The sequence below is a fragment of the Geobacillus uzenensis genome, assembly GCF_002217665.1.
Taxonomy (GTDB): Bacteria; Bacillota; Bacilli; order Bacillales; family Anoxybacillaceae; genus Geobacillus; species Geobacillus subterraneus.
Genome location: NZ_NEWL01000002.1, coordinates 321,252 through 341,254 on the forward strand (window position 1 = coordinate 321,252; position 20,003 = coordinate 341,254).

Genomic DNA, 20,003 nt, shown 5'->3' on the forward strand with positions numbered 1-20,003 from the left:
CCGGGCGCCAAGACGAATCGAAGGAGGATTTTAAAACGAATGGTAAAACGAAGCCGCATCGTCGCGTTTTTTCTGCTCCTGCTCCTATTTGCCGGAGTGATCGGACCGACGATTCAAGGGATCGTACATAATATCAAGCTAGGCCTTGATTTGCAAGGCGGGTTTGAAGTGCTGTATGAGGTGAAGCCGGCGAAAAAAGGCGACCGCATTGACCAGGAAACGCTCCAAAGCACGGTCAGCGCCTTAAACAAGCGGATTAACGTCCTCGGCGTCAGCGAGCCGCGCGTTGACATCGAAGGCGAAAACCGCATCCGCGTTCAGCTCGCCGGGGTGAAAGACCAGAATGAGGCGCGCGAAATTTTGGCGACTCAAGCCAAGCTGACGTTTCGCGACGTGAATGACAACGTGCTCATGGACGGGAGCGACCTCGTCCAAGGCGGGGCGAAGCTGTCGTTTGATGAAAACGGCCGGCCGAGCGTCGCGATTAAGCTGAAAGACGCCGATAAGTTTCGCCAAGTGACGGAAAAAGTGTACAAGATGGGGCCGCCAAACAACATTTTAGTCATTTGGCTTGACTTTGAAGAAGGGGTTGACTCGTACCGGAAAGAAGCAGGCAAGGCGGATCCGAAATTTATTTCCGCCGCCTCAGTCAACCAAGTATTCAACCAGACGGACGTGTCGATTGTCGGCAACTTTACGGTGAAAGAAGCGCAGCAGCTCGCCGACTTGCTCAACGCCGGCGCGCTTCCGGTTGAGCTGCATGAAATTTACTCGACGTCCGTCGGCGCCCAATTCGGGAAAAACGCCTTGCAAAAAACGGTGTTGGCCGGCATCATCGGAATCGCTGCCATCTTCTTGTTTATGATTTGGTTTTACCGGCTGCCCGGCGTGATTGCCGTCATTACGCTATCGATGTACATTTATTTGATTTTGCTCTTGTTTGACTGGATGAACGGCGTTTTGACGCTGCCGGGCATCGCCGCCCTTATTTTAGGGGTTGGGATGGCGGTCGACGCCAACATTATTACGTATGAGCGGATCAAGGAAGAGCTGAAGCTTGGCAAATCGGTGCTGTCGGCGTTTCGCGCTGGCAACCGCGGTTCGTTTGCGACGATTTTTGATGCCAACATTACGACGATCATCGCCGGCGCTGTCTTGTTCATTTACGGGACAAGCTCAGTCAAAGGGTTTGCGACGATGCTCATCATCAGCATTGTCGCCAGCTTTGTCACCGCTGTCTACGGCACGCGCCTGCTGCTCGGGCTGCTTGTCTCAAGCCGCTGGCTTGATAAGAAACCGGAGTATTTTGGCGTGAAAAAATCGGAAATCTTAAACATCGCCGAAACGACCGACGAGACGGAAGTGCCGACAAAGTTTGACCGCTGGGATTTTGTTAAGCATAGCAAAAAGTGTTTCCTTTTCTCCGGTGCGTTGACGATTGCCGGGGTCATTTCACTTTTTGTCATGGGGCTCAACCTCGGCATCGATTTCACGAGCGGGACGCGCGTTGAAGTAACGAGCAGCCGTCCAATCGATGCCGATGAACTGAGCAGCTATTTTAAACGGCTTGGCCACGAACCGGAGGAGGTTGTTTTATCCGGCACGGATGGAAAGACAGGGGTTGTCCGTTTAATCGGTGTGCTCGATAAACAGGAAATTGCCAAGTTAAAAGGCGAGTTGAAACAGATGTACGGATTTGAGCCAAACGTGAGCACTGTCTCGCCCATCGTCGGCAAGCAGCTTGCCCGCAACGCGCTCATCGCCGTGCTCATTTCGTCGATTGGAATTATTCTTTATGTGACGATCCGCTTTGAATGGCGGATGGCGTTGGCTGCCATCATCGCTTTATTGCACGATGCGTTTTTCATCATTACCGTGTTCAGCTTGACGCGGCTTGAGGTCGATTTGACGTTTATCGCCGCCGTGTTGACGATCATCGGTTACTCGATCAATGACACGATTGTTACGTTTGACCGTATTCGCGATCTCATGAAGAAGCGGAAAGTGAAAACGGTCGACGATCTGAAACATATCGTCAACCGGGCGTTGCAACAAACGTTCACGCGCTCGATCAACACCGTATTGACGGTTTTGTTTACGGTAGTTGCCTTGCTTTTGTTTGGCAGCGAGGCGATTCGCAACTTCAACCTCGCCTTGCTCGTCGGCCTTGTGTGCGGCGTCTATTCTTCGCTCTTCATCGCTGCACAGCTGTGGGTCGTTTGGAAAGGAAATGCACTCAAAAAAGGCAAAGGGGCGAAAAAAGCTGCCCCGGAAGCCGAACCTCATCTATAATGGCCGCACCGGGAAAAGCGAACGCTTTTTTCCGGTGCTTTTTCTTTGCTGACGATGCTTACAACGGAAAATGGATACACTAATGGCCAGATGAAACATAGGCAGCTGCGACGCTGCTAGACATGAAAGTGGGGGAAGCTGGCCATGGAAAACGAACAGCGATTCAGGCAGGCGAAAACAGCGGCGCTTGTCGGCATTGTCGGCAACATGGCGCTTGCCGCCGTCAAGGCGGTCGTTGGGGTGTGGAGCCAAAGCCAAGCGCTGATCGCTGATGCCGCCCATTCGGCGTCCGATGTCGCCGGGTCGTTCGCCGTTTGGGTCGGGCTGCGGGCCGCGGCGCGCCCTCCGGATGAAGACCATCCGTACGGGCACGGAAAAGCGGAATCGATCGCTGCTATTATTGTGGCGGTCCTTTTGTTTCTTGTCGGGCTCGAGATCGGACGATCGGCGCTTATGTCGTTTTTCGCCCCGCTGTCGCCGCCGGGGATGGCGGCTGTTTATGTCCTGTTGGCATCGATCGTTGTCAAAGAAGCGATGTTTCGCTATAAATACCGGCTCGGGCAAAAGCTGAATAGCGATGCTTTGATCGTCAACGCCTACGAACATCGCTCTGACGTCTTTTCCTCGCTCGCTGCACTCATCGGCGTTGGTGCTGCCATTCTTGGCGGAAAGTGGGAAATCGGCTGGCTCGTGTATGCCGACCCGCTCGCTGGGCTGGTTGTCGCCATCCTTGTTTTAAAAATGGCGTGGGAGCTTGGCCGGAAGTCGATCCATACGGCGATCGACCACGTGCTCCATGAAGAGGAACCCGACTATTTGCGGGAGGCGGTGCTGTCGGTTCCGGATGTGCGGCAAATTAACGAGCTATACGCGCGCGAGCACGGTCATTACGTGATCGTCGATTTGAAGATCGCTGTTGATCCGCTGCTGACGGTCGAAGAAGGGCACCGGATCGGCAAAAAAGTGAAGGAAAAGCTGCTGACGCTTCCGCGCGTCCGCAACGTGATGGTCCATATCAATCCGTATGATCCGGAAAAAAAGACGTAATGTCGTTGCCTGCCCTTTTCTCCTTTTTGTATAATAAGGAGAGTTGAGGTGGGGGACATGTTAAAAGCGAAAACGCGTTGGGAAGTCAATCGCCCTGACGAACAGACGGTGAAGCGGCTGGCCGAGGAAGCCGGCATCGCGCCGTTGATGGCAAGGCTTCTTGTTCGCCGCGGCGTGCGGACGGCGGCGGAAGCGGCCGCGTTTCTCGATCCGCTCGGACAGCCGTTTCACGACCCGTTTTTGCTCGACGGGATGGAGCGGGCGATCCAGCGTTTAGAGCGGGCCATCGACGCCGGCGAACTTGTGCTTGTCTATGGCGACTATGATGCCGATGGCGTCTGCAGTACGTCGGTGATGGTGAGCGCTCTGAAAGAGGCGGGGGCGTCGGTTGAGTTCTACATTCCCAACCGCTTTACGGAAGGATACGGTCCGAATCTGACGGCATTTCGCGCCGCAAAAGAGCGGGGCGTTTCCGTGATTGTGACCGTCGACAACGGGATTGCCGCGGTCAATGAAATCGCCGCCGCTAACGAGTGGGGGCTTGATGTCATTGTGACCGACCACCATGAACCCGGTCCGGTATTACCGGAGGCGTACGCGATCATTCATCCAAAAAAGCCGGGAAGTACATATCCGTTTCGCGATTTAGCCGGCGTCGGCGTCGCATTTAAGGTGGCCCACGCATTGCTTGGGCGGGTGCCGCGCCATCTGCTTGATTTGGTAGCGATCGGGACGATCGCCGACTTAGTGCCGCTCGTTGGAGAAAACCGCCTCCTTGCCGCGCAAGGGCTTGAGGCGCTGCGCAAAACGGATCGCGCCGGGTTGCGTGCCCTTTGGCGGCAATGCCGCATTGATGCGGCGACAGTCAACGAGCAGACGGTCGGTTTTGCCATCGCGCCGCGGCTGAATGCGGCCGGCCGCCTCGGCGGTGCCGATCCGGCTGTGGCGCTGCTAATGACAGATGATGAGGACGAAGCGGCCCGATTGGCCCAAGAGATGGACGAGCTAAACCGTGAACGCCAGCAGCTTGTGGCGCAAATGGCGGAAGAAGCGGCGGAGATGGTGCGGCGCCAGTTTCCGCCTGAGGAGCATCGCGTTCTTGTTGTCGCCGGTGAAGGATGGAATCCGGGGGTTGTCGGCATCGTCGCCTCGAAGCTTGTTGAGCAGTTTTACCGTCCGGCAGTCGTGCTTTCGGCCGATCGGGAAAAAGGGATCGCCAAAGGCTCGGCTCGCAGCATCCATAGCTTTGACCTTTTTTCCAGTCTGTCCCAATGTCGTGACATTTTGCCGCATTTTGGCGGCCATCCGATGGCGGCGGGAATGACCTTAGCGCTGGATGATGTGGAGGAATTGCGGGAGCGGTTGAATGATATCGCCGCTAGGACGTTGTCAGACGACGATTTTACGCCGCCGACGTTCATCGATGCTGCCTGCTCTGTTGCCGAACTGACGCTGTCGGCCGCACGAAGCTTTGAGCGGCTCGCCCCGTTTGGCGTCGGCAATCCGCGGCCGCTTCTGCTCATCGAGGAGGCGGCGGTTGAAACGATGCGGCGCGTCGGGGCGAACGGCGCCCATATGAAAGCCGTCTTTTCCCAAGACGGCGCAACGGTTGATGCCATTGGCTTCGGCCTCGGACCGTTCTGCGAGGAAATCGCTCCAGGGGCGCGTGTGTCGGCCGTCGGAGAACTTACGGTGAACGAATGGAACGGGCTGGCGAAGCCGCAGCTGGCGTTGTGCGATGTAGCGGTGAGCGGCTGCCAGCTGTTTGATGCCCGCGGCTGCCGCGACGTCCGCCCGCTTCTTGAACGGCTGCCGAAAGAGAAGCGGCTGCTTGTCTTGTTTCGCCGCGAAACCGAAAATCGCTTGGATTTGGCGGCGTTTCGCGACGAACTTCATTATGTGCCAAGTGATGAAGAGGCGGGCGCCTTAGTGATTGACGGCCGCTATGTCGTGCTGCTTGACTTGCCGCCAAAGCTTGGCCGGCTCGCCGCCCTGCTCGGCAACGGGCAGCCGGAGCGCATTTACGCGGTGTTCGCACAGCCGGAAGCGCAGTTTTTCCGGACGTTTCCGACGCGCGACCATTTTAAATGGTTTTATGCTTTTTTGCATAAATACCGTTCGTTTCCGCTCACCGAGCGGGGCGGGCAATTGGCGCGCGCCCGCGGCTGGACGGAAGAGACGGTTCATTTCATGGCGAAAGTGTTTTTAGAGCTTGAGTTTATTCGCGAACAAAACGGCGTCATCTCACTCGTCCGTACACCGGCGAAGCGCGATTTGCATGAGTCGCCGACATACCGACGCCGACGGGATGAACTTGAGGTGGAACATCAGTTATTATATTCCACTTACGAGCAGTTGAAACGCTGTTTAACAGAAATGACACGTTCGCAAACGTACGAGGAGGCAAACGTATAATGGATTTGAAACAATATATTACGATTGTGCCTGATTTTCCGAAACCGGGGATCATGTTTAAAGACATTACGACGCTGATGGATAACGGAAAAGCGTACAAATACGCGACCGACCAAATTGTTCAATATGCGCGCGAAAAGCAAATTGACATCGTTGTCGGACCGGAAGCGCGCGGCTTCATCATCGGCTGTCCGGTTGCCTATGCGCTTGGCGTCGGTTTTGCCCCGGTGCGCAAAGAAGGGAAATTGCCGCGCGAAGTCGTTCGCGTTGAATACGGATTGGAATATGGGACGGATGTGCTGACGATGCACAAAGATGCCATTAAACCGGGGCAGCGCGTCTTAATTACCGACGATTTGTTAGCAACGGGCGGCACGATGCGGGCGACGATCGATTTGGTCGAGCAATTGGGCGGAGTGGTGGCCGGCTTGGCGTTTTTAATCGAACTGACCGAGCTTGGCGGGCGCAAAAAATTGGAGGGGTATGATATTTTGGCGCTTATGCAGTTTTAAATAGTCGACATTGTTCGCTTCTTCCGCTACAATAGAGAAAAAAGGGGCACTCGCACGAGTGCTCTTTCTTATTAACGTCATCGATGTTTACGCCTTGGCGCGTGAATTTTATTTTATGGAATTAAAGGTGATCCAACTATATGGCCAATGAACAAGTGCTGACAGCGGAGCAAGTGTTTGAACAGGCGGGCTGTTATTTGTCGGAACAAGATGTCGCTTTTTTAAAAAAGGCGTATGAATTTGCGAAACACGCCCACCGCGATCAATTTCGGAAGTCGGGCGAACCATATATCATCCATCCGATTCAAGTCGCCGGCATTTTGGCTGACTTGAAAATGGATGCGACGACGATCGCCGCCGGGTTTTTGCATGATGTCATCGAAGACACCGAGGCGACCAAAGAGGATCTTGAGCGCGAGTTCGGTGCGGACGTGGCGATGCTCGTTGACGGCGTGACGAAGCTTGGCAAAATTAAATATAAGTCGCAAGAGGAACAACAGGCGGAAAACCACCGGAAAATGTTTTTGGCCATGGCGCAAGATATTCGCGTCATTTTAATTAAGTTGGCCGACCGCTTGCATAACATGCGGACGTTAAAACATTTGCCGGCGGAAAAGCAGCGGCGCATCGCCAATGAGACGCTCGAAATTTTCGCCCCGCTCGCTCATCGGCTCGGCATTTCGAAAATTAAATGGGAGCTTGAGGATACGGCACTTCGTTATTTGAATCCGCAACAATATTACCGCATCGTCAACTTGATGAAGAAAAAGCGGGCCGAACGCGAGCAATATTTGGAAGAGGTCATCCAGGAAGTGCGTGAACGGCTCAATGAAGTGCACATTCCGTGCGAAATTTCCGGACGTCCGAAACACATTTACAGCATTTACCGGAAAATGGTCATGCAAAACAAACAGTTTAACGAGATTTACGATTTGCTCGCCGTCCGCATTATCGTCAACAGCATCAAAGACTGCTATGCGGTGCTCGGCATTATCCATACGTGCTGGAAGCCGATGCCAGGCCGATTCAAAGATTACATCGCCATGCCGAAGCCGAACATGTACCAGTCGCTCCATACGACGGTCATTGGTCCAAAAGGTGAGCCGCTCGAAGTGCAAATCCGCACGTTTGAGATGCACCAGATCGCCGAGTTTGGGATCGCTGCCCATTGGGCGTACAAAGAAGGAAAGACAGTGAAGCCGAACTCGTTTGAAGAAAAGCTGTCGTGGTTCCGGGAAATTTTAGAATGGCAAAACGACGCCAGCAACGCCGAGGAGTTTATGGAGTCGCTGAAGATGGATTTGTTTTCCGACATGGTGTTCGTCTTCACGCCAAAGGGCGACGTCATCGAGCTGCCGGCCGGCTCGGTGCCGATCGATTTCGCCTACCGCATCCATTCGGAAATCGGCAATAAAACGATCGGTGCGAAAGTGAACGGCAAAATGGTGCCGCTTGATTATAAGCTGCAAACGGGCGACATCGTCGAAATTTTAACGTCGAAACATTCGTACGGACCGAGCCAGGATTGGCTGAAATTGGCGAAAACGTCGCAGGCCCGCAACAAAATCCGCCAGTTTTTCAAAAAACAGCAGCGCGAGGAAAACATCGAAAAAGGGAAAGAGATGGTTGAAAAAGAGGTGCGCGGCCTCGGTTTCGAGCCGAAAGAAGTGATGACGGCCGACAATGTAAAACGCGTTGCGGAAAAGTTCAATTTCTCGAACGAAGACGATATGTACGCGGCCGTCGGCTATCACGGGATTACGGCGATGCAAATCGCCCACCGGCTGACGGAAAAATGGCGCAAACAGCGCGACCTCGAAGAGCAGCAGCGCAAGCTGGCCGAAGCGGTCTCAGAAGCGAAGCTGCCGGCCGGCAAAAAGCGCGACTGCGGCATTCGCGTCCAAGGGATCGACAACTTGCTCATTCGCCTGTCGCGCTGCTGTAACCCGGTGCCGGGCGATGAAATTATCGGCTTTATCACCCGCGGGCGCGGCATTTCCGTCCATCGCGCCGACTGTCCGAACGTGCAGGCGGGAGAGGCGGCTGACCGGTTGATTCCGGTTGAATGGGAAAGCGGCACGAACGGCGAACGCGAGTATAACGTCGACATTGAAATTACCGGCTTTGACCGCCGCGGCTTGCTCAATGAAGTGCTGCAGGCGGTGAACGAGACGCGCACCGACATTTCCGCCGTCTCGGGTCGCTCGGATCACCGGCATAAAATCGCGACGATCCATATGACGATCGCCATTCATAACATCAGCCATTTGCAAAAGGTAGTGGAGCGAATTAAACAAATTCCGGACATTTATTCGGTTCAGCGCCTGATGAACAACTAGGGGTGTCGAAAGGGGGAGGACGATGAGAGCGGTCATCCAGCGGGCGAAACAGGCGAGCGTCACCGTCAGCGGCGAGGTCGTTGGGGCGATTGACGCCGGGCTTGTCGTGCTGCTTGGCGTCACGCACGATGATACGGAGGATGACGCCGCCTATTTGGCGGAGAAAATCGCCCATTTACGCATTTTTGAGGATGAAGGCGGAAAAATGAACCGCTCGTTGCTTGAGGTTGGCGGGGCCGTGCTGTCGGTGTCGCAGTTCACCCTTTACGGCGACTGCCGGAAAGGGCGGCGGCCGAACTTTATGGCAGCGGCGAAACCGGATCGCGCTTTGCCGCTTTACGAGGCGTTCAACGCCTTCTTGCGCGAAAAAGGCGTCCGGGTCGAAACCGGCGTGTTCGGCGCCATGATGGACGTGTCGCTCATAAACGACGGGCCGGTCACGCTTATTATCGACAGCGGCGACAAACCGGGAAACGAATGACGTTTCCCGGTTTTTTTTATTTTCAGCGGAAAATGGGAAAGATGAAAACAGACCGGCGGCGTAGAAAGGAGGAAGAGCGATGCGGCAAACGGGCAGAAGCGAGCAGGCGCACCGAACAAGCGACGTGCTTTCCGCCGACTTCCATGAATGGATGCGGCTTGAGGCCGAGTACAGCGCTTTTGAGCTGGCGTCTGAGTTCGGCGTGACGCTAAAAGATATGCAAATGCTGAAAAAACAACGGTTTCGCCCGTGAACATGGTCAAGCGCCGACGCTTCGGACGATGGGACGGCGCCCGGCGTGTGAGTGTTTGGCGGGTCTAGGCTGTATGGCAATCAAATTGGATGACCGGTGCGATGGAGCTCTCGAGGAGAAGGAAGGATATGCGAAAACTGAATTGGCTGATCCCCTCCCATTTGGGAGCTTCTCAGTCAGGCGATGAGTCCATGTGCATCCTATGGGCGCTCCGTTCTGCACCCGAAGCCGGATCGGCGTGATGGAAAAATTTTAAGCATATGTGTTGACAAAATATATACTTCTATATGATAATCAATATCGTATTAAAATCATTTTAATTTAAAGACTAGCAATTGCAGGAGGTAGATGAAGAATGTCTCTCGTAGGGAAAAAAGTAGAACCATTCAAAGCACAAGCGTATCACAACGGAGATTTTGTTGAAGTGACGGAACAAAACTTCCTCGGGAAGTGGAGCATCGTTTGCTTCTATCCGGCCGACTTTACGTTCGTTTGCCCGACGGAGCTCGAGGATTTGCAAGATCATTACGCTACGTTTAAAGAACTTGGCGTCGAAGTATATTCGGTTTCGACCGATACGCACTTTACACATAAAGCATGGCATGACACATCGCCAGCCATCAGCAAAATCGAATATGTCATGATCGGCGACCCTTCGCACCAACTGTCGCGCATGTTTGATGTGCTTGACGAAGAGCAAGGTCTGGCTCAACGCGGCACGTTCATCATTGACCCGGACGGTGTCATTCAAGCGGTGGAAATCAACGCCGACGGCATCGGCCGCAAAGCGAGCACGCTGATTGACAAAATCAAAGCCGCCCAATATGTGCGCAACCATCCGGGGGAAGTGTGCCCGGCGAAATGGCAAGAGGGCGGTGAAACGCTGAAACCGAGCCTTGACCTTGTCGGCAAAATTTAAGGAGGCTTTTGACCATGCTTGATGCGGACATCAAGGCACAACTCGCCCAGTATTTGCAATTGCTTGAAAATGACATTGTTTTGACGGTAAGCGCGGGAGACGACAACGTTTCCCGCGATATGCTTGCTTTAGTCGATGAGTTGACGGCCATGTCGCCGAAAATCAAAGTGGAAAAAGCAAAACTTGAACGCACGCCGAGCTTCAGCATCAACCGGGTCGGCGAAAACACCGGCGTCACCTTTGCCGGCGTCCCGCTAGGCCATGAGTTTACGTCTTTGGTGCTGGCCCTGCTTCAAGTGAGCGGCCGGCCGCCAAAAGTGAGCGAGGATGTGGTGCGCCGCATTCAACAAATCCGGGGCAAACATCATTTTGAAACGTACGTGAGCTTAACGTGCCATAACTGCCCGGATGTCGTTCAAGCGCTTAACATCATGAGCGTGCTGAACCCCGATATTTCGCATACGATGATCGACGGGGCGGCGTTTAAGGACGAAGTGGAACAAAAAGGCATTATGGCCGTGCCGACCGTCTTTTTAAACGGTGAGATGTTTGCCAGCGGCCGCATGTCGATTGAAGACATTCTCGCCAAACTAGGAAGCGGGCCGGATGCTGCTTCGTTTGCCGATAAAGACCCGTTTGATGTGCTTGTCATCGGCGGCGGCCCGGCGGGAGCGACAGCTGCCATTTATGCGGCGCGCAAAGGCATTCGCACCGGCATTGTCGCCGACCGCTTCGGCGGACAAATTTTAGATACGCTCGGCATTGAAAACTTCATCAGCGTCAAATATACGGAAGGACCGAAGCTGGCGGCCAGCATAGAGGAGCATGTCAAACAATACGATGTCGACATCATGATCCAGCGCGCCAAACGGCTTGAGAAAAAAGACTTGATTGAAGTGGAGCTGGAAAACGGCGCCGTCTTAAAAAGCAAAACGGTCATCCTTTCTACCGGCGCCCGCTGGCGAAATCTCGGCGTGCCGGGCGAGGAAGAGTTCAAAAACAAAGGCGTCGCCTACTGCCCGCATTGTGACGGTCCGCTGTTTGAAGGCAAGCACGTGGCGGTCATTGGCGGCGGCAACTCCGGCGTGGAAGCGGCGATTGACCTTGCTGGCATCGCCAAGCATGTGACCGTGCTCGAGTTTGCCCCTGAATTAAAAGCGGATGCTGTTTTGCAGGACCGGCTGTACAGCTTGCCGAACGTGACGGTCATCAAAAACGCGCAAACGAAAGAAATTACCGGTACAGACAAAGTAAATGGCATTACGTATATAGATCGGGAGACAGGGGAAGAGCACCATATCGAGCTGCAAGGCGTATTCGTGCAAATCGGCCTTGTGCCGAATACAGAGTGGCTTGAAGGAACGGTGGAACGGAACCGCATCGGCGAGATCATCGTCGATAAACGCGGAGCGACCAATGTCGAAGGCGTCTTTGCCGCGGGCGACTGTACGGACAGCGCCTATAAGCAAATCATTATTTCGATGGGTTCGGGCGCTACCGCTGCATTGAGCGCGTTTGATTACTTAATTCGCCATTAAGAGAGCCGTTTTCGGCTCTCTTTAATAATATTAAAGGATCATCGGTTTCAACCTCTATGCATGGTATAACCCGCCTTTAGACATGGAATGAGCCGATTGCTTTGATGTAGCCGGCTCTATGATTCCTAGCGAAGGGGAGACATGGAACGTCTCAAATCGGGCGCACAGGGCATTTGAAGCCCCGCCTTTAAGCCGGGCGCAGGCAAAGAGCGGTTTCGCAGCAAGGATCGCTTGACAACGCCCGGCTTTCTCCGTAATATAAAATTACATTTTCTATACGTGACAACCGATGACGGAGAAAAGTAGTTAAGGCCCACATGGCCAGAGAGGAAACGCCTGAGGCTGTGAGCGTTTCTCCATGATGGCTTAACGAAAGACACTCCATAGGTTTCCCTTTGAACGCGCTTTGCGCCAGTAAGGGGGAACGCGCGCCACGCGTTAGCGGCGACAAGGGGAAGCTGTATGCTTCAATTAGGGTGGCACCGCGGGAATCACGCTCTCGTCCCTATCGATGATGGGGACGAGAGCGTTTTTATTTTGGCAAAGGAGGAAGAGCATGGCTTTTCAAATTCCGAGAGGGACACAAGATTTGCTGCCGGGTGAAACGGAAAAATGGCAATATGCCGAACAAGTGGCCCGCGACCTTTGCGGGCGGTATGGCTATGAAGAAATCCGGACGCCGATTTTTGAACATACTGAACTGTTTTTGCGCGGCGTCGGCGATACGACCGATATCGTCCAAAAAGAGATGTACACGTTTGAAGACAAAGGCGGCCGTGCGTTGACGCTCCGCCCGGAAGGAACGGCGCCGGTCGTGCGGGCGTTCGTCGAGCATAAGCTGTATGGCAGCCCGAACCAGCCGGTCAAGCTGTATTATACCGGACCGATGTTCCGTTATGAGCGGCCGGAAGCCGGGCGGTTCCGCCAATTCGTCCAGTTTGGCGTCGAGGCGATTGGCAGCAGCGACCCGGCGATTGACGCCGAGGTGATGGCGTTGGCGATGCACATTTATGAGGCGCTCGGGTTAAAACGCATCCGGCTTGTGATCAACAGTTTAGGCGATTTAGACAGCCGCCGGGCGCACCGCGAAGCGCTCGTCCGCCATTTTTCCGGCCGCATTCATGAACTGTGCCCGGACTGTCAGGCGCGGCTTGAGACGAATCCGCTCCGCATTCTTGACTGCAAAAAAGACCGCGACCATGAACTGATGGCGTCAGCGCCGTCGATTTTAGACTATTTGAACGACGAGTCGCGCGCGTATTTTGAGAAAGTGAAGCAATATTTAACGATGCTTGGCATCCCGTTTGTCATCGACGCACGGCTTGTGCGCGGGCTCGATTATTACAACCATACGACGTTTGAAATTATGAGCGAGGCCGAAGGGTTCGGCGCGGCGGCGACGCTGTGCGGCGGCGGGCGCTATAACGGGCTCGTGCAAGAGATCGGCGGCCCGGAAGCGCCGGGCATCGGCTTTGCGCTAAGCATTGAGAGGCTGTTGGCGGCGCTTGAGGCGGAAGGAATCGAACTGCCGATCCGTCAAGGAATCGATTGCTATGTTGTCGCTGTCGGCGAACGGGCGAAAGATGAAGCTGTCCGCCTCGTTTACGAATTGCGCCGTGCCGGCCTGCGCGCTGATCAAGACTATTTGGGCCGGAAACTGAAGGCGCAGTTGAAGGCCGCTGACCGGCTTGGCGCGTCGTTCGTTGCCATCATCGGCGACGAGGAGCTCGAGAAACAGACAGCGGCCGTGAAACATATGGCGAGCGGCGAGCAAACCGATGTGCCGCTTGGCGAGTTCGTGTCCTTTTTAACAGAACGGATAAAACGGGAGGAGGAGTAAAAAGGTGGAACGGACGTATTATTGTGGTGAAGTGCCGGAAACGGCCGTCGGCGAGCGCGTCGTGCTTAAAGGCTGGGTGCAAAAGCGCCGCGACTTAGGCGGGCTCATTTTCATCGATTTGCGCGACCGGACAGGCATCGTGCAAATCGTCGTCAGCCCGGATGTGTCGGCCGAAGCGCTGGCGGCCGCCGAGCGCGTGCGGAGCGAATATGTGCTGAGCGTTGAGGGGACGGTTGTTGCCCGCGCGCCGGAGACGGTCAACCCGAACATCGCGACCGGCCGCATCGAAGTGCAGGCGGAACGCATCGACATTATCAATGAAGCAAAAACGCCGCCGTTTGCGATCACGGATGACACCGATGCGGCGGAAGACGTGCGTTTGAAATACCGGTATTTGGATTTGCGCCGCCCGGTCATGTTTCGAACGCTGGAGCTCCGGCATAGGGTGACGAAAGCGGTGCGCGACTTTTTGAACGGCGAACGCTTTTTGGAAATCGAGACGCCGATGTTGACGAAAAGCACGCCGGAAGGGGCGCGCGACTATTTAGTGCCGAGCCGCGTCCACCCGGGCGAATTTTACGCCTTGCCGCAGTCGCCGCAAATTTTTAAGCAGCTGCTGATGGTCGGCGGTTTTGAACGTTATTACCAAATTGCGCGCTGCTTCCGCGATGAAGATTTGCGCGCTGACCGCCAGCCGGAGTTTACGCAAATTGACATGGAAATGTCGTTTATCGATCAAGAAGACATCATCGATTTAACCGAACGGATGATGGCGGCGGTCGTCAAAGCGGCCAAAGGGATTGACATTCCGCGCCCGTTCCCGCGCATCACGTATGATGAGGCGATGAGCCGTTACGGCTCCGATAAGCCGGATGTGCGCTTTGGCTTGGAACTTGTCGACGTGTCGGAAGCGGTCCGCGGCTCCGCGTTTCAAGTATTCAGCCGCGCCGTCGAGCAGGGCGGCCAAGTGAAGGCGATCAACGTGAAAGGGGCGGCAAGCCGCTATTCCCGCAAAGACATTGATGCGTTAGCGGAGTTTGCCGGCCGTTACGGGGCGAAAGGGCTCGCCTGGTTAAAAGTAGAAGGTGATGAGCTGAAAGGGCCGATCGCCAAGTTTTTCAGCGCTGAGGAGCAAACCGCGCTGCGCCAGCTGCTCGCTGCCGAAAACGGGGATTTGCTTTTGTTTGTCGCCGACCAAAAGGCGGTCGTTACCGCGGCCCTCGGCGCGCTGCGGCTTCGGCTCGGCAAAGAGCTCGGTTTAATCGATGAAACGAAGCTCGCCTTTTTATGGGTGACGGACTGGCCGCTGTTGGAATATGACGAAGAGGAAGGCCGCTATTACGCCGCCCACCATCCGTTTACGATGCCGGCGCGCGACGACATTCCGCTGCTTGAGACCAACCCGGGCGCTGTTCGCGCGCAGGCGTATGATTTGGTGTTAAACGGCTATGAGCTCGGCGGTGGCTCGCTCCGCATTTTTGAGCGTGATGTGCAAGAAAAAATGTTCCGCGCCTTAGGATTCAGTGAAGAAGAGGCGCGCCGCCAGTTTGGATTTCTGCTTGAGGCGTTTGAGTACGGCACCCCGCCGCACGGCGGCATCGCGCTTGGCCTCGACCGGCTTGTGATGCTCTTAGCCGGGCGCACGAACTTGCGCGATACGATCGCCTTTCCGAAAACGGCGAGCGCCAGCTGCCTGCTCACCGAAGCGCCCGGACCGGTCAGCGAAAAACAGCTGGAAGAGCTGCATTTGGCTGTCGTGCTGCCTAACCAGGAATAGCCGCTCCGCCGGCAAGGAAACATCGGTGACAGGTGTTCACAAACGCTGAAAAATATGATACAATGAAAGCAACCCACCGTCCTAATGTGTTCGTCGCATCACCCATCGTTTTGACCGAACAGTCAATGATCCGGGAGCCTGGGGTTTCCAAGCGGCGTGCATGCCCCTTTGTCACAGGGGAAGCGCAAACCTTGGAACAGGGCACCCACCTATGGGAGAGCGGGTTCAAAACGAAGGCATCGACGGCACGATTGGGACTGGTATACATAGGAGAATGAAACAATGATGCCCCTATGCCGACAAACGCATAGGGGGTTTTTGTTTTGCCAGCAAAATGCCGTTGCCACATCGGCTAACTTCATGTAGGATAAAAAGCGGCATAATGATCAATTTCTGAACAAATGGAGAGGAGAACGATGCTGCATCAATTTTCCCGCAATGAACTGGCCATTGGTCCGGAAGGGCTTGAGAAACTCAAAAATGCCACTGTCGCTGTGCTTGGCGTCGGCGGCGTCGGGTCGTTCGCTGTCGAGGCGCTCGCCCGTTCCGGGGTCGGCCGGCTGGTGCTCGTTGACCGCGACAACGTCGATATTACGAACATTAACCGGCAAATTCATGCTTTATTGTCGACGATCGGCCGACCGAAAGTCGAGCTGATGAAGGAGCGCATCGCCGATATTAACCCGGCGTGCGAAGTAATCGCCTTGCAAATGTTTTACACCGAGGAGACGTACGAGCAGTTTTTCGCTCATCACTTGGATTTTGTCATCGATGCGTCCGATACGATTATGTATAAAGTGCACTTAATGAAACAATGTCTTGAGCGCGGCATCCCGATCATCTCGAGCATGGGTGCGGCGAACAAAATGGATCCGACTCGTTTTCGCATCGCCGACATTTCGAAAACGCACACCGATCCGATCGCGAAAGTCATCCGCTCCAAACTGCGCAAAGAAGGGATCCGCCGCGGCATTCCGGTCGTCTTTTCCGACGAGAAGCCGGTGAAAATTCGCGAGGACGTCCGCCAAGTCGTCGGCAATGACGCCTCGCCGATCCGCAAGGCGAAAATGCCGCCGTCATCGAACGCGTTTGTTCCATCGGTTGCCGGGCTCATTATGGCGTCATATGTCATTAATGAATTGTTGAAAGAAATTCCGATCGCCCGCGTCGGCGAATAAGCCATTAAATCAACAAGAGGCGATGAACCCCATCGCCTTTTGTTTTTATTATGAATGTGCCATCGGTTCGCTTTGTTCGCCCGTTTCTGTGAGAAGCAGCTGGGCGAGGGAGAAGCGTTCGCCTTCTTCCGAAGCGAGCTGGCGGGCGCGGGCCATAATTTTGACGAGCGCCTCGTAATCTTCTTGAACGGTCGTCTGGCGCGCCTCGAGGCGCTCCAGCTTTTGGGTCAGCTGCTCGTTGCGCGCCAGCCATTCGGTTCGCTCCCGTTTCAGCCGTTCGTTTTCCTGGTGGGCGGCTTCCAACTGTTCCGCATCACGCCGCAGCGCTTGCAAAAAGGAAATGCATTGGTCAAGCGTCAACGGAGCAGCCGGGAGAAACGGGGATGACCCTTCGGCGCCTTTGTTCTCGTCAAGGGGGCGAAATGTTACAGCGTTCGCTTCTTTTTGCCATTTTTTCATCATCTCTAGCGCCCGTTTTCGCTCTTTTCGCTGTTTTTTCGCCTGTTCGATGGCGGCGAGATGACGTTTCCGCACTTCGGCGTTCCAACGGAAACCGCATGCCGCCGCTGTCCGGCGCAGCTGCCTTCCGACCTCTTCAAAGGCGGCGAGCTGGGTCTTTCCTTCGCGTATGTATTGCAGCACCGTCTCAGCGAGCAGTACGTCTTCTTCGTGTGACCACGCATCCTGTCTTGTCTTCATGCTGTCCACCCCGCAAATGTAATGTTGATATGATGATAGTTTTTCCGTTCTTTTTCCAATTTAAACTCCCTTTTATTCATTTTCCCTCCCTTCCGCCCGGCTGTTTGAATGCAAGCGACAACGAATAGGCTGCGCCGCTCCAATCAACCAGTCTACTACATAACATGAAAAGGAGCGGACGTTTTCCGCCGAAGGAGGTGAGGTTACAGTTGGCGAAGCGGCCGCTGCCGCTGTACAATGGAACGAAGGAGGGATCGGCATGCGAAAAACGACGGAACCGTTGGCGGTGCGGATGCGGCCACGGACGATCGATGATATCGTCGGGCAGGCGCATATCATCGGACCAGGGACGCCGCTTTACAAAATGGTAAAAAAAGGGTATGTGCCATCGCTGCTGCTTTACGGGGAGCCCGGGACAGGAAAGACGTCGCTCGCTTACGCCATCGCCCGCACCGCCGGGCGGGAGTTGGTCGCCATCAACGCGACGGCATCCGGGAAAAAGGAGATCGAGGAAGCGGCCGAAGCGGCGCGCTGGTCGGGCCATGTCCTTTTGTTTATCGACGAAATTCACCGTCTGAATAAGGCGCAGCAAGATGTTTTGCTTCCGCATCTTGAATCCGGGCTCGTGACGTTGATCGGGGCGACGACGGAAAACCCGTTTCATGAGGTGAACCCAGCGATCCGCAGCCGGTGCGGGCAAATTCAGCAGTTAAAGCGGCTTCAGCCGGCTGATTTACTCGTGATTTTGAAACGGGCGCTCACCGATCCGGAACGCGGGGTCGGAGAAACGCCGGTAATCATCGATGAGGCGCTGTTATGGCGCATCGCCGAGGCGGCCGGCGGGGATGCGCGCGCCGCGCTCTCGCTTCTTGAGGCGGCGGTCGCAGCAGCCGATGAGCGCGATGGCTCCCTGTATATCGATGAAGAGATCGTCGCGTCATGCACCGCGAATCGCGGGTTTACTCATGACAAGTATGGCGATACATACTATTCGTTGCTTTCCGCGTTTCAAAAAAGCGTGCGCGGCAGCGACGCTGATGCCGCGCTTCATTATTTGGCGCGGCTGCTTGAAGGAGGGGATTTAGCCGCCGTCTGTCGGCGGCTGCTCGTCATCGCCTACGAAGATATCGGGCTCGCTAACCCGATGATGGGAGTGAAAGTGCAGGCGGCCGTTGCGGCAGCGGAGCGGATCGGGCTGCCGGAGGCGCGCATTCCGCTTGCGGTTGTAACAGTTGAGCTTTGTTTGAGCCCGAAATCCAACAGCGCCTACAAGGCGCTCGATGCGGCGCTCGCTGATGTGCGCGCCGGAAAGCTTGGCGAGATTCCGGATCATTTAAAAGACGCCCATTATCAAGGAGCGGCTGTTCTCGGACATGGACAAGGCTATTTATACCCGCACGATTATCCAAACGGCTGGGTGGCCCAAGCGTATTTGCCGGCCGCTCTGGAAGGCGTCCGCTACTACGAGCCGAAAGAGCATGGGGAGGAAAAATATTATGCTAAAGTGTACCGGCGGCTTCGGCAGTTGAAACAAGACGGCAATGTTGAGCCGTGAACGGAAGAGGCATTTATGGTATAATAACACAAGCGATTGGCTCAACAGAGGGGGCGCATCAACAATGGCTCACAACGATATCCCATGGTTGCGTTGGGGCATTTATTTTGCCGGTTTGTTCGTCATGTCATTTGGCATCGTGTTGACGATTAAGGCCGACGTCGGCTGCGCACCGTGGGATGTGCTTCATATCGGCTTGCAACGACAATTCGGCTTGACGATCGGCGCGTGGTCGATCATTGTCGGGATGGGGGTGCTTGCGGCTTCTGCGCTGCTTGTGAAGCAGCGTCCGCGGCTTGGCGCTTTTTTAAACATGGTGACGGTTGGAATGCTGATCGATGGGTGGATGATGATTCCGCAGCTCAAAACACCGGAACAGCCGCTCGAACAATACGCCTTGTTAATGGCCGGCATCATCGTGTCCGGGTATGGCATGGGCTTATACATTTCCGCCGGCGTCGGCGCCGGTCCGCGTGACAGTTTGATGCTCGCTCTGACCGAGTTGACTAGGTGGAAAGTCGCATACATTCGCATTGGCATGGAAGCGCTCGTGTTGCTCGTCGGCTGGCTGCTTGGCGGTCCGGTGTCGTTCGGCACGCTTCTTTTTTGTGTGACGATCGGCTCGGTCGCCGGCTTGGCGCTGCCGCAATGCCAGAAAATGACCGGACGTCTGCTCGGGACGACAATCGTTCGCGTGCAAGGGTTAAGCCGTTAGGGGGGATATGATGAAAATTTCGACGAAGGGCCGGTACGGGTTGACGATTATGATCGAATTGGCCAAAAAATATGGCGATCGCCCGATTTCGCTTCGTTCGATCGCTAAGGCGAACAATTTATCTGAACATTATTTGGAACAGCTCGTCACGCCGTTGCGCAACGCCGGGCTTGTCAAAAGCATCCGCGGGGCGTATGGCGGCTACGTGCTGGCGGAGCATCCGGCGAAAATTACGGCCGGTGATATTCTTCGCGTGCTTGAAGGACCGCTTACTCCGGTCGAGGAACTTGAAGAGGAGGAGCCGGCCAAGCGCGAGCTATGGATTCGCATCCGTGACGCGGTCGAGGAAGTGCTTGACAGCACAACACTCGAGGATTTGGCGAAGTATAGCGACGGGGATGATGGGGCATATATGTTTTATATTTAAGCGATAGAAAGGGGAA

At 55.0% G+C, this 20,003-nt stretch carries 16 protein-coding genes, 1 other RNA gene and 1 other annotated feature; of the genes, 16 read left to right on the forward strand and 1 reads right to left on the reverse strand.

Annotated features, from left to right (window positions below):
- Window positions 1–39: 39 nt before the first annotated feature.
- The 13 genes from secDF to B9L21_RS03135 all read left to right on the forward strand — a co-directional run bounded on the left by secDF (window position 40) and on the right by B9L21_RS03135 (window position 16,591).
- Window positions 40–2,292: a protein translocase subunit SecDF gene (gene secDF, locus B9L21_RS03080; protein ID WP_063165163.1), complete on the forward strand. Its 2,253-nt coding sequence runs from the start codon at window positions 40–42 to the stop codon at window positions 2,290–2,292.
- Window positions 2,293–2,436: 144 nt separating this feature from the next.
- A complete protein-coding gene (locus B9L21_RS03085; protein WP_172796420.1) occupies window positions 2,437–3,339 on the forward strand; it encodes a cation diffusion facilitator family transporter in 903 nt (300 codons plus the stop codon).
- Window positions 3,340–3,396: 57 nt separating this feature from the next.
- Window positions 3,397–5,754: a single-stranded-DNA-specific exonuclease RecJ gene (gene recJ / locus B9L21_RS03090; protein ID WP_063167296.1), complete on the forward strand. Its 2,358-nt coding sequence runs from the start codon at window positions 3,397–3,399 to the stop codon at window positions 5,752–5,754.
- Complete coding sequence (locus B9L21_RS03095; RefSeq protein WP_063165165.1) at window positions 5,754–6,266, forward strand: adenine phosphoribosyltransferase; 513 nt, start codon at window positions 5,754–5,756, stop codon at window positions 6,264–6,266. The genes recJ and B9L21_RS03095 overlap by 1 nt, the downstream gene beginning before the upstream one ends.
- Window positions 6,267–6,406: 140 nt before the next feature.
- Complete coding sequence (locus tag B9L21_RS03100; RefSeq protein WP_063165166.1) at window positions 6,407–8,605, forward strand: RelA/SpoT family protein; 2,199 nt, start codon at window positions 6,407–6,409, stop codon at window positions 8,603–8,605.
- A 22-nt stretch (window positions 8,606–8,627) separates the two neighbouring features.
- Window positions 8,628–9,086 (forward strand): D-aminoacyl-tRNA deacylase, encoded by a 459-nt coding sequence (gene dtd, locus B9L21_RS03105; RefSeq protein ID WP_063165167.1) that lies wholly within the window; start codon window positions 8,628–8,630, stop codon window positions 9,084–9,086.
- A 79-nt stretch (window positions 9,087–9,165) separates the two neighbouring features.
- On the forward strand, window positions 9,166–9,339 hold the full coding sequence (locus B9L21_RS17535) for a hypothetical protein (protein WP_168157871.1): 174 nt from the start codon (window positions 9,166–9,168) through the stop codon (window positions 9,337–9,339).
- Between the two features lie 355 nt (window positions 9,340–9,694).
- Window positions 9,695–10,258, forward strand: coding sequence for an alkyl hydroperoxide reductase subunit C (gene ahpC / locus B9L21_RS03110; RefSeq protein WP_020960702.1), 564 nt, complete (start codon window positions 9,695–9,697; stop codon window positions 10,256–10,258).
- A 14-nt stretch (window positions 10,259–10,272) separates the two neighbouring features.
- Window positions 10,273–11,796, forward strand: a complete 1,524-nt coding sequence (gene ahpF, locus B9L21_RS03115) for an alkyl hydroperoxide reductase subunit F (RefSeq protein WP_063857321.1) — start codon at window positions 10,273–10,275, stop codon at window positions 11,794–11,796.
- A 280-nt stretch (window positions 11,797–12,076) separates the two neighbouring features.
- Window positions 12,077–12,306, forward strand: a binding site (T-box leader).
- A gap of 46 nt (window positions 12,307–12,352) precedes the next feature.
- A complete protein-coding gene (hisS, locus tag B9L21_RS03120; protein ID WP_063165169.1) occupies window positions 12,353–13,636 on the forward strand; it encodes a histidine--tRNA ligase in 1,284 nt (427 codons plus the stop codon).
- A 4-nt stretch (window positions 13,637–13,640) separates the two neighbouring features.
- Window positions 13,641–15,413, forward strand: coding sequence for an aspartate--tRNA ligase (aspS, locus tag B9L21_RS03125; RefSeq protein WP_063165170.1), 1,773 nt, complete (start codon window positions 13,641–13,643; stop codon window positions 15,411–15,413).
- A gap of 75 nt (window positions 15,414–15,488) precedes the next feature.
- A non-coding RNA gene (gene ssrS, locus B9L21_RS03130) (6S RNA) lies at window positions 15,489–15,675 on the forward strand.
- Between the two features lie 154 nt (window positions 15,676–15,829).
- The gene (locus B9L21_RS03135) at window positions 15,830–16,591 is read left to right on the forward strand and encodes a ThiF family adenylyltransferase (protein WP_063165171.1); all 762 of its coding nucleotides are present in this window, start codon (window positions 15,830–15,832) and stop codon (window positions 16,589–16,591) included.
- 48 nt (window positions 16,592–16,639) lie between these two features.
- On the opposite strand, the gene B9L21_RS03140 is transcribed toward B9L21_RS03135, so the two are convergent.
- The gene (locus B9L21_RS03140; protein ID WP_063165172.1) at window positions 16,640–17,290 is read right to left on the reverse strand and encodes an RsfA family transcriptional regulator; all 651 of its coding nucleotides are present in this window, start codon (window positions 17,288–17,290) and stop codon (window positions 16,640–16,642) included.
- Between the two features lie 259 nt (window positions 17,291–17,549).
- Between B9L21_RS03140 and B9L21_RS03145 the strand changes: the two genes are divergently transcribed.
- From B9L21_RS03145 to cymR, 3 genes are all read left to right on the forward strand, one after another.
- Window positions 17,550–18,845 (forward strand): replication-associated recombination protein A, encoded by a 1,296-nt coding sequence (locus tag B9L21_RS03145; protein ID WP_063165173.1) that lies wholly within the window; start codon window positions 17,550–17,552, stop codon window positions 18,843–18,845.
- A 64-nt stretch (window positions 18,846–18,909) separates the two neighbouring features.
- The gene (locus B9L21_RS03150; protein ID WP_063165174.1) at window positions 18,910–19,560 is read left to right on the forward strand and encodes a YczE/YyaS/YitT family protein; all 651 of its coding nucleotides are present in this window, start codon (window positions 18,910–18,912) and stop codon (window positions 19,558–19,560) included.
- Between the two features lie 10 nt (window positions 19,561–19,570).
- Window positions 19,571–19,987, forward strand: coding sequence for a cysteine metabolism transcriptional regulator CymR (gene cymR / locus B9L21_RS03155; RefSeq protein WP_063165175.1), 417 nt, complete (start codon window positions 19,571–19,573; stop codon window positions 19,985–19,987).
- The last annotated feature ends 16 nt before the right edge of the window (window positions 19,988–20,003 follow it).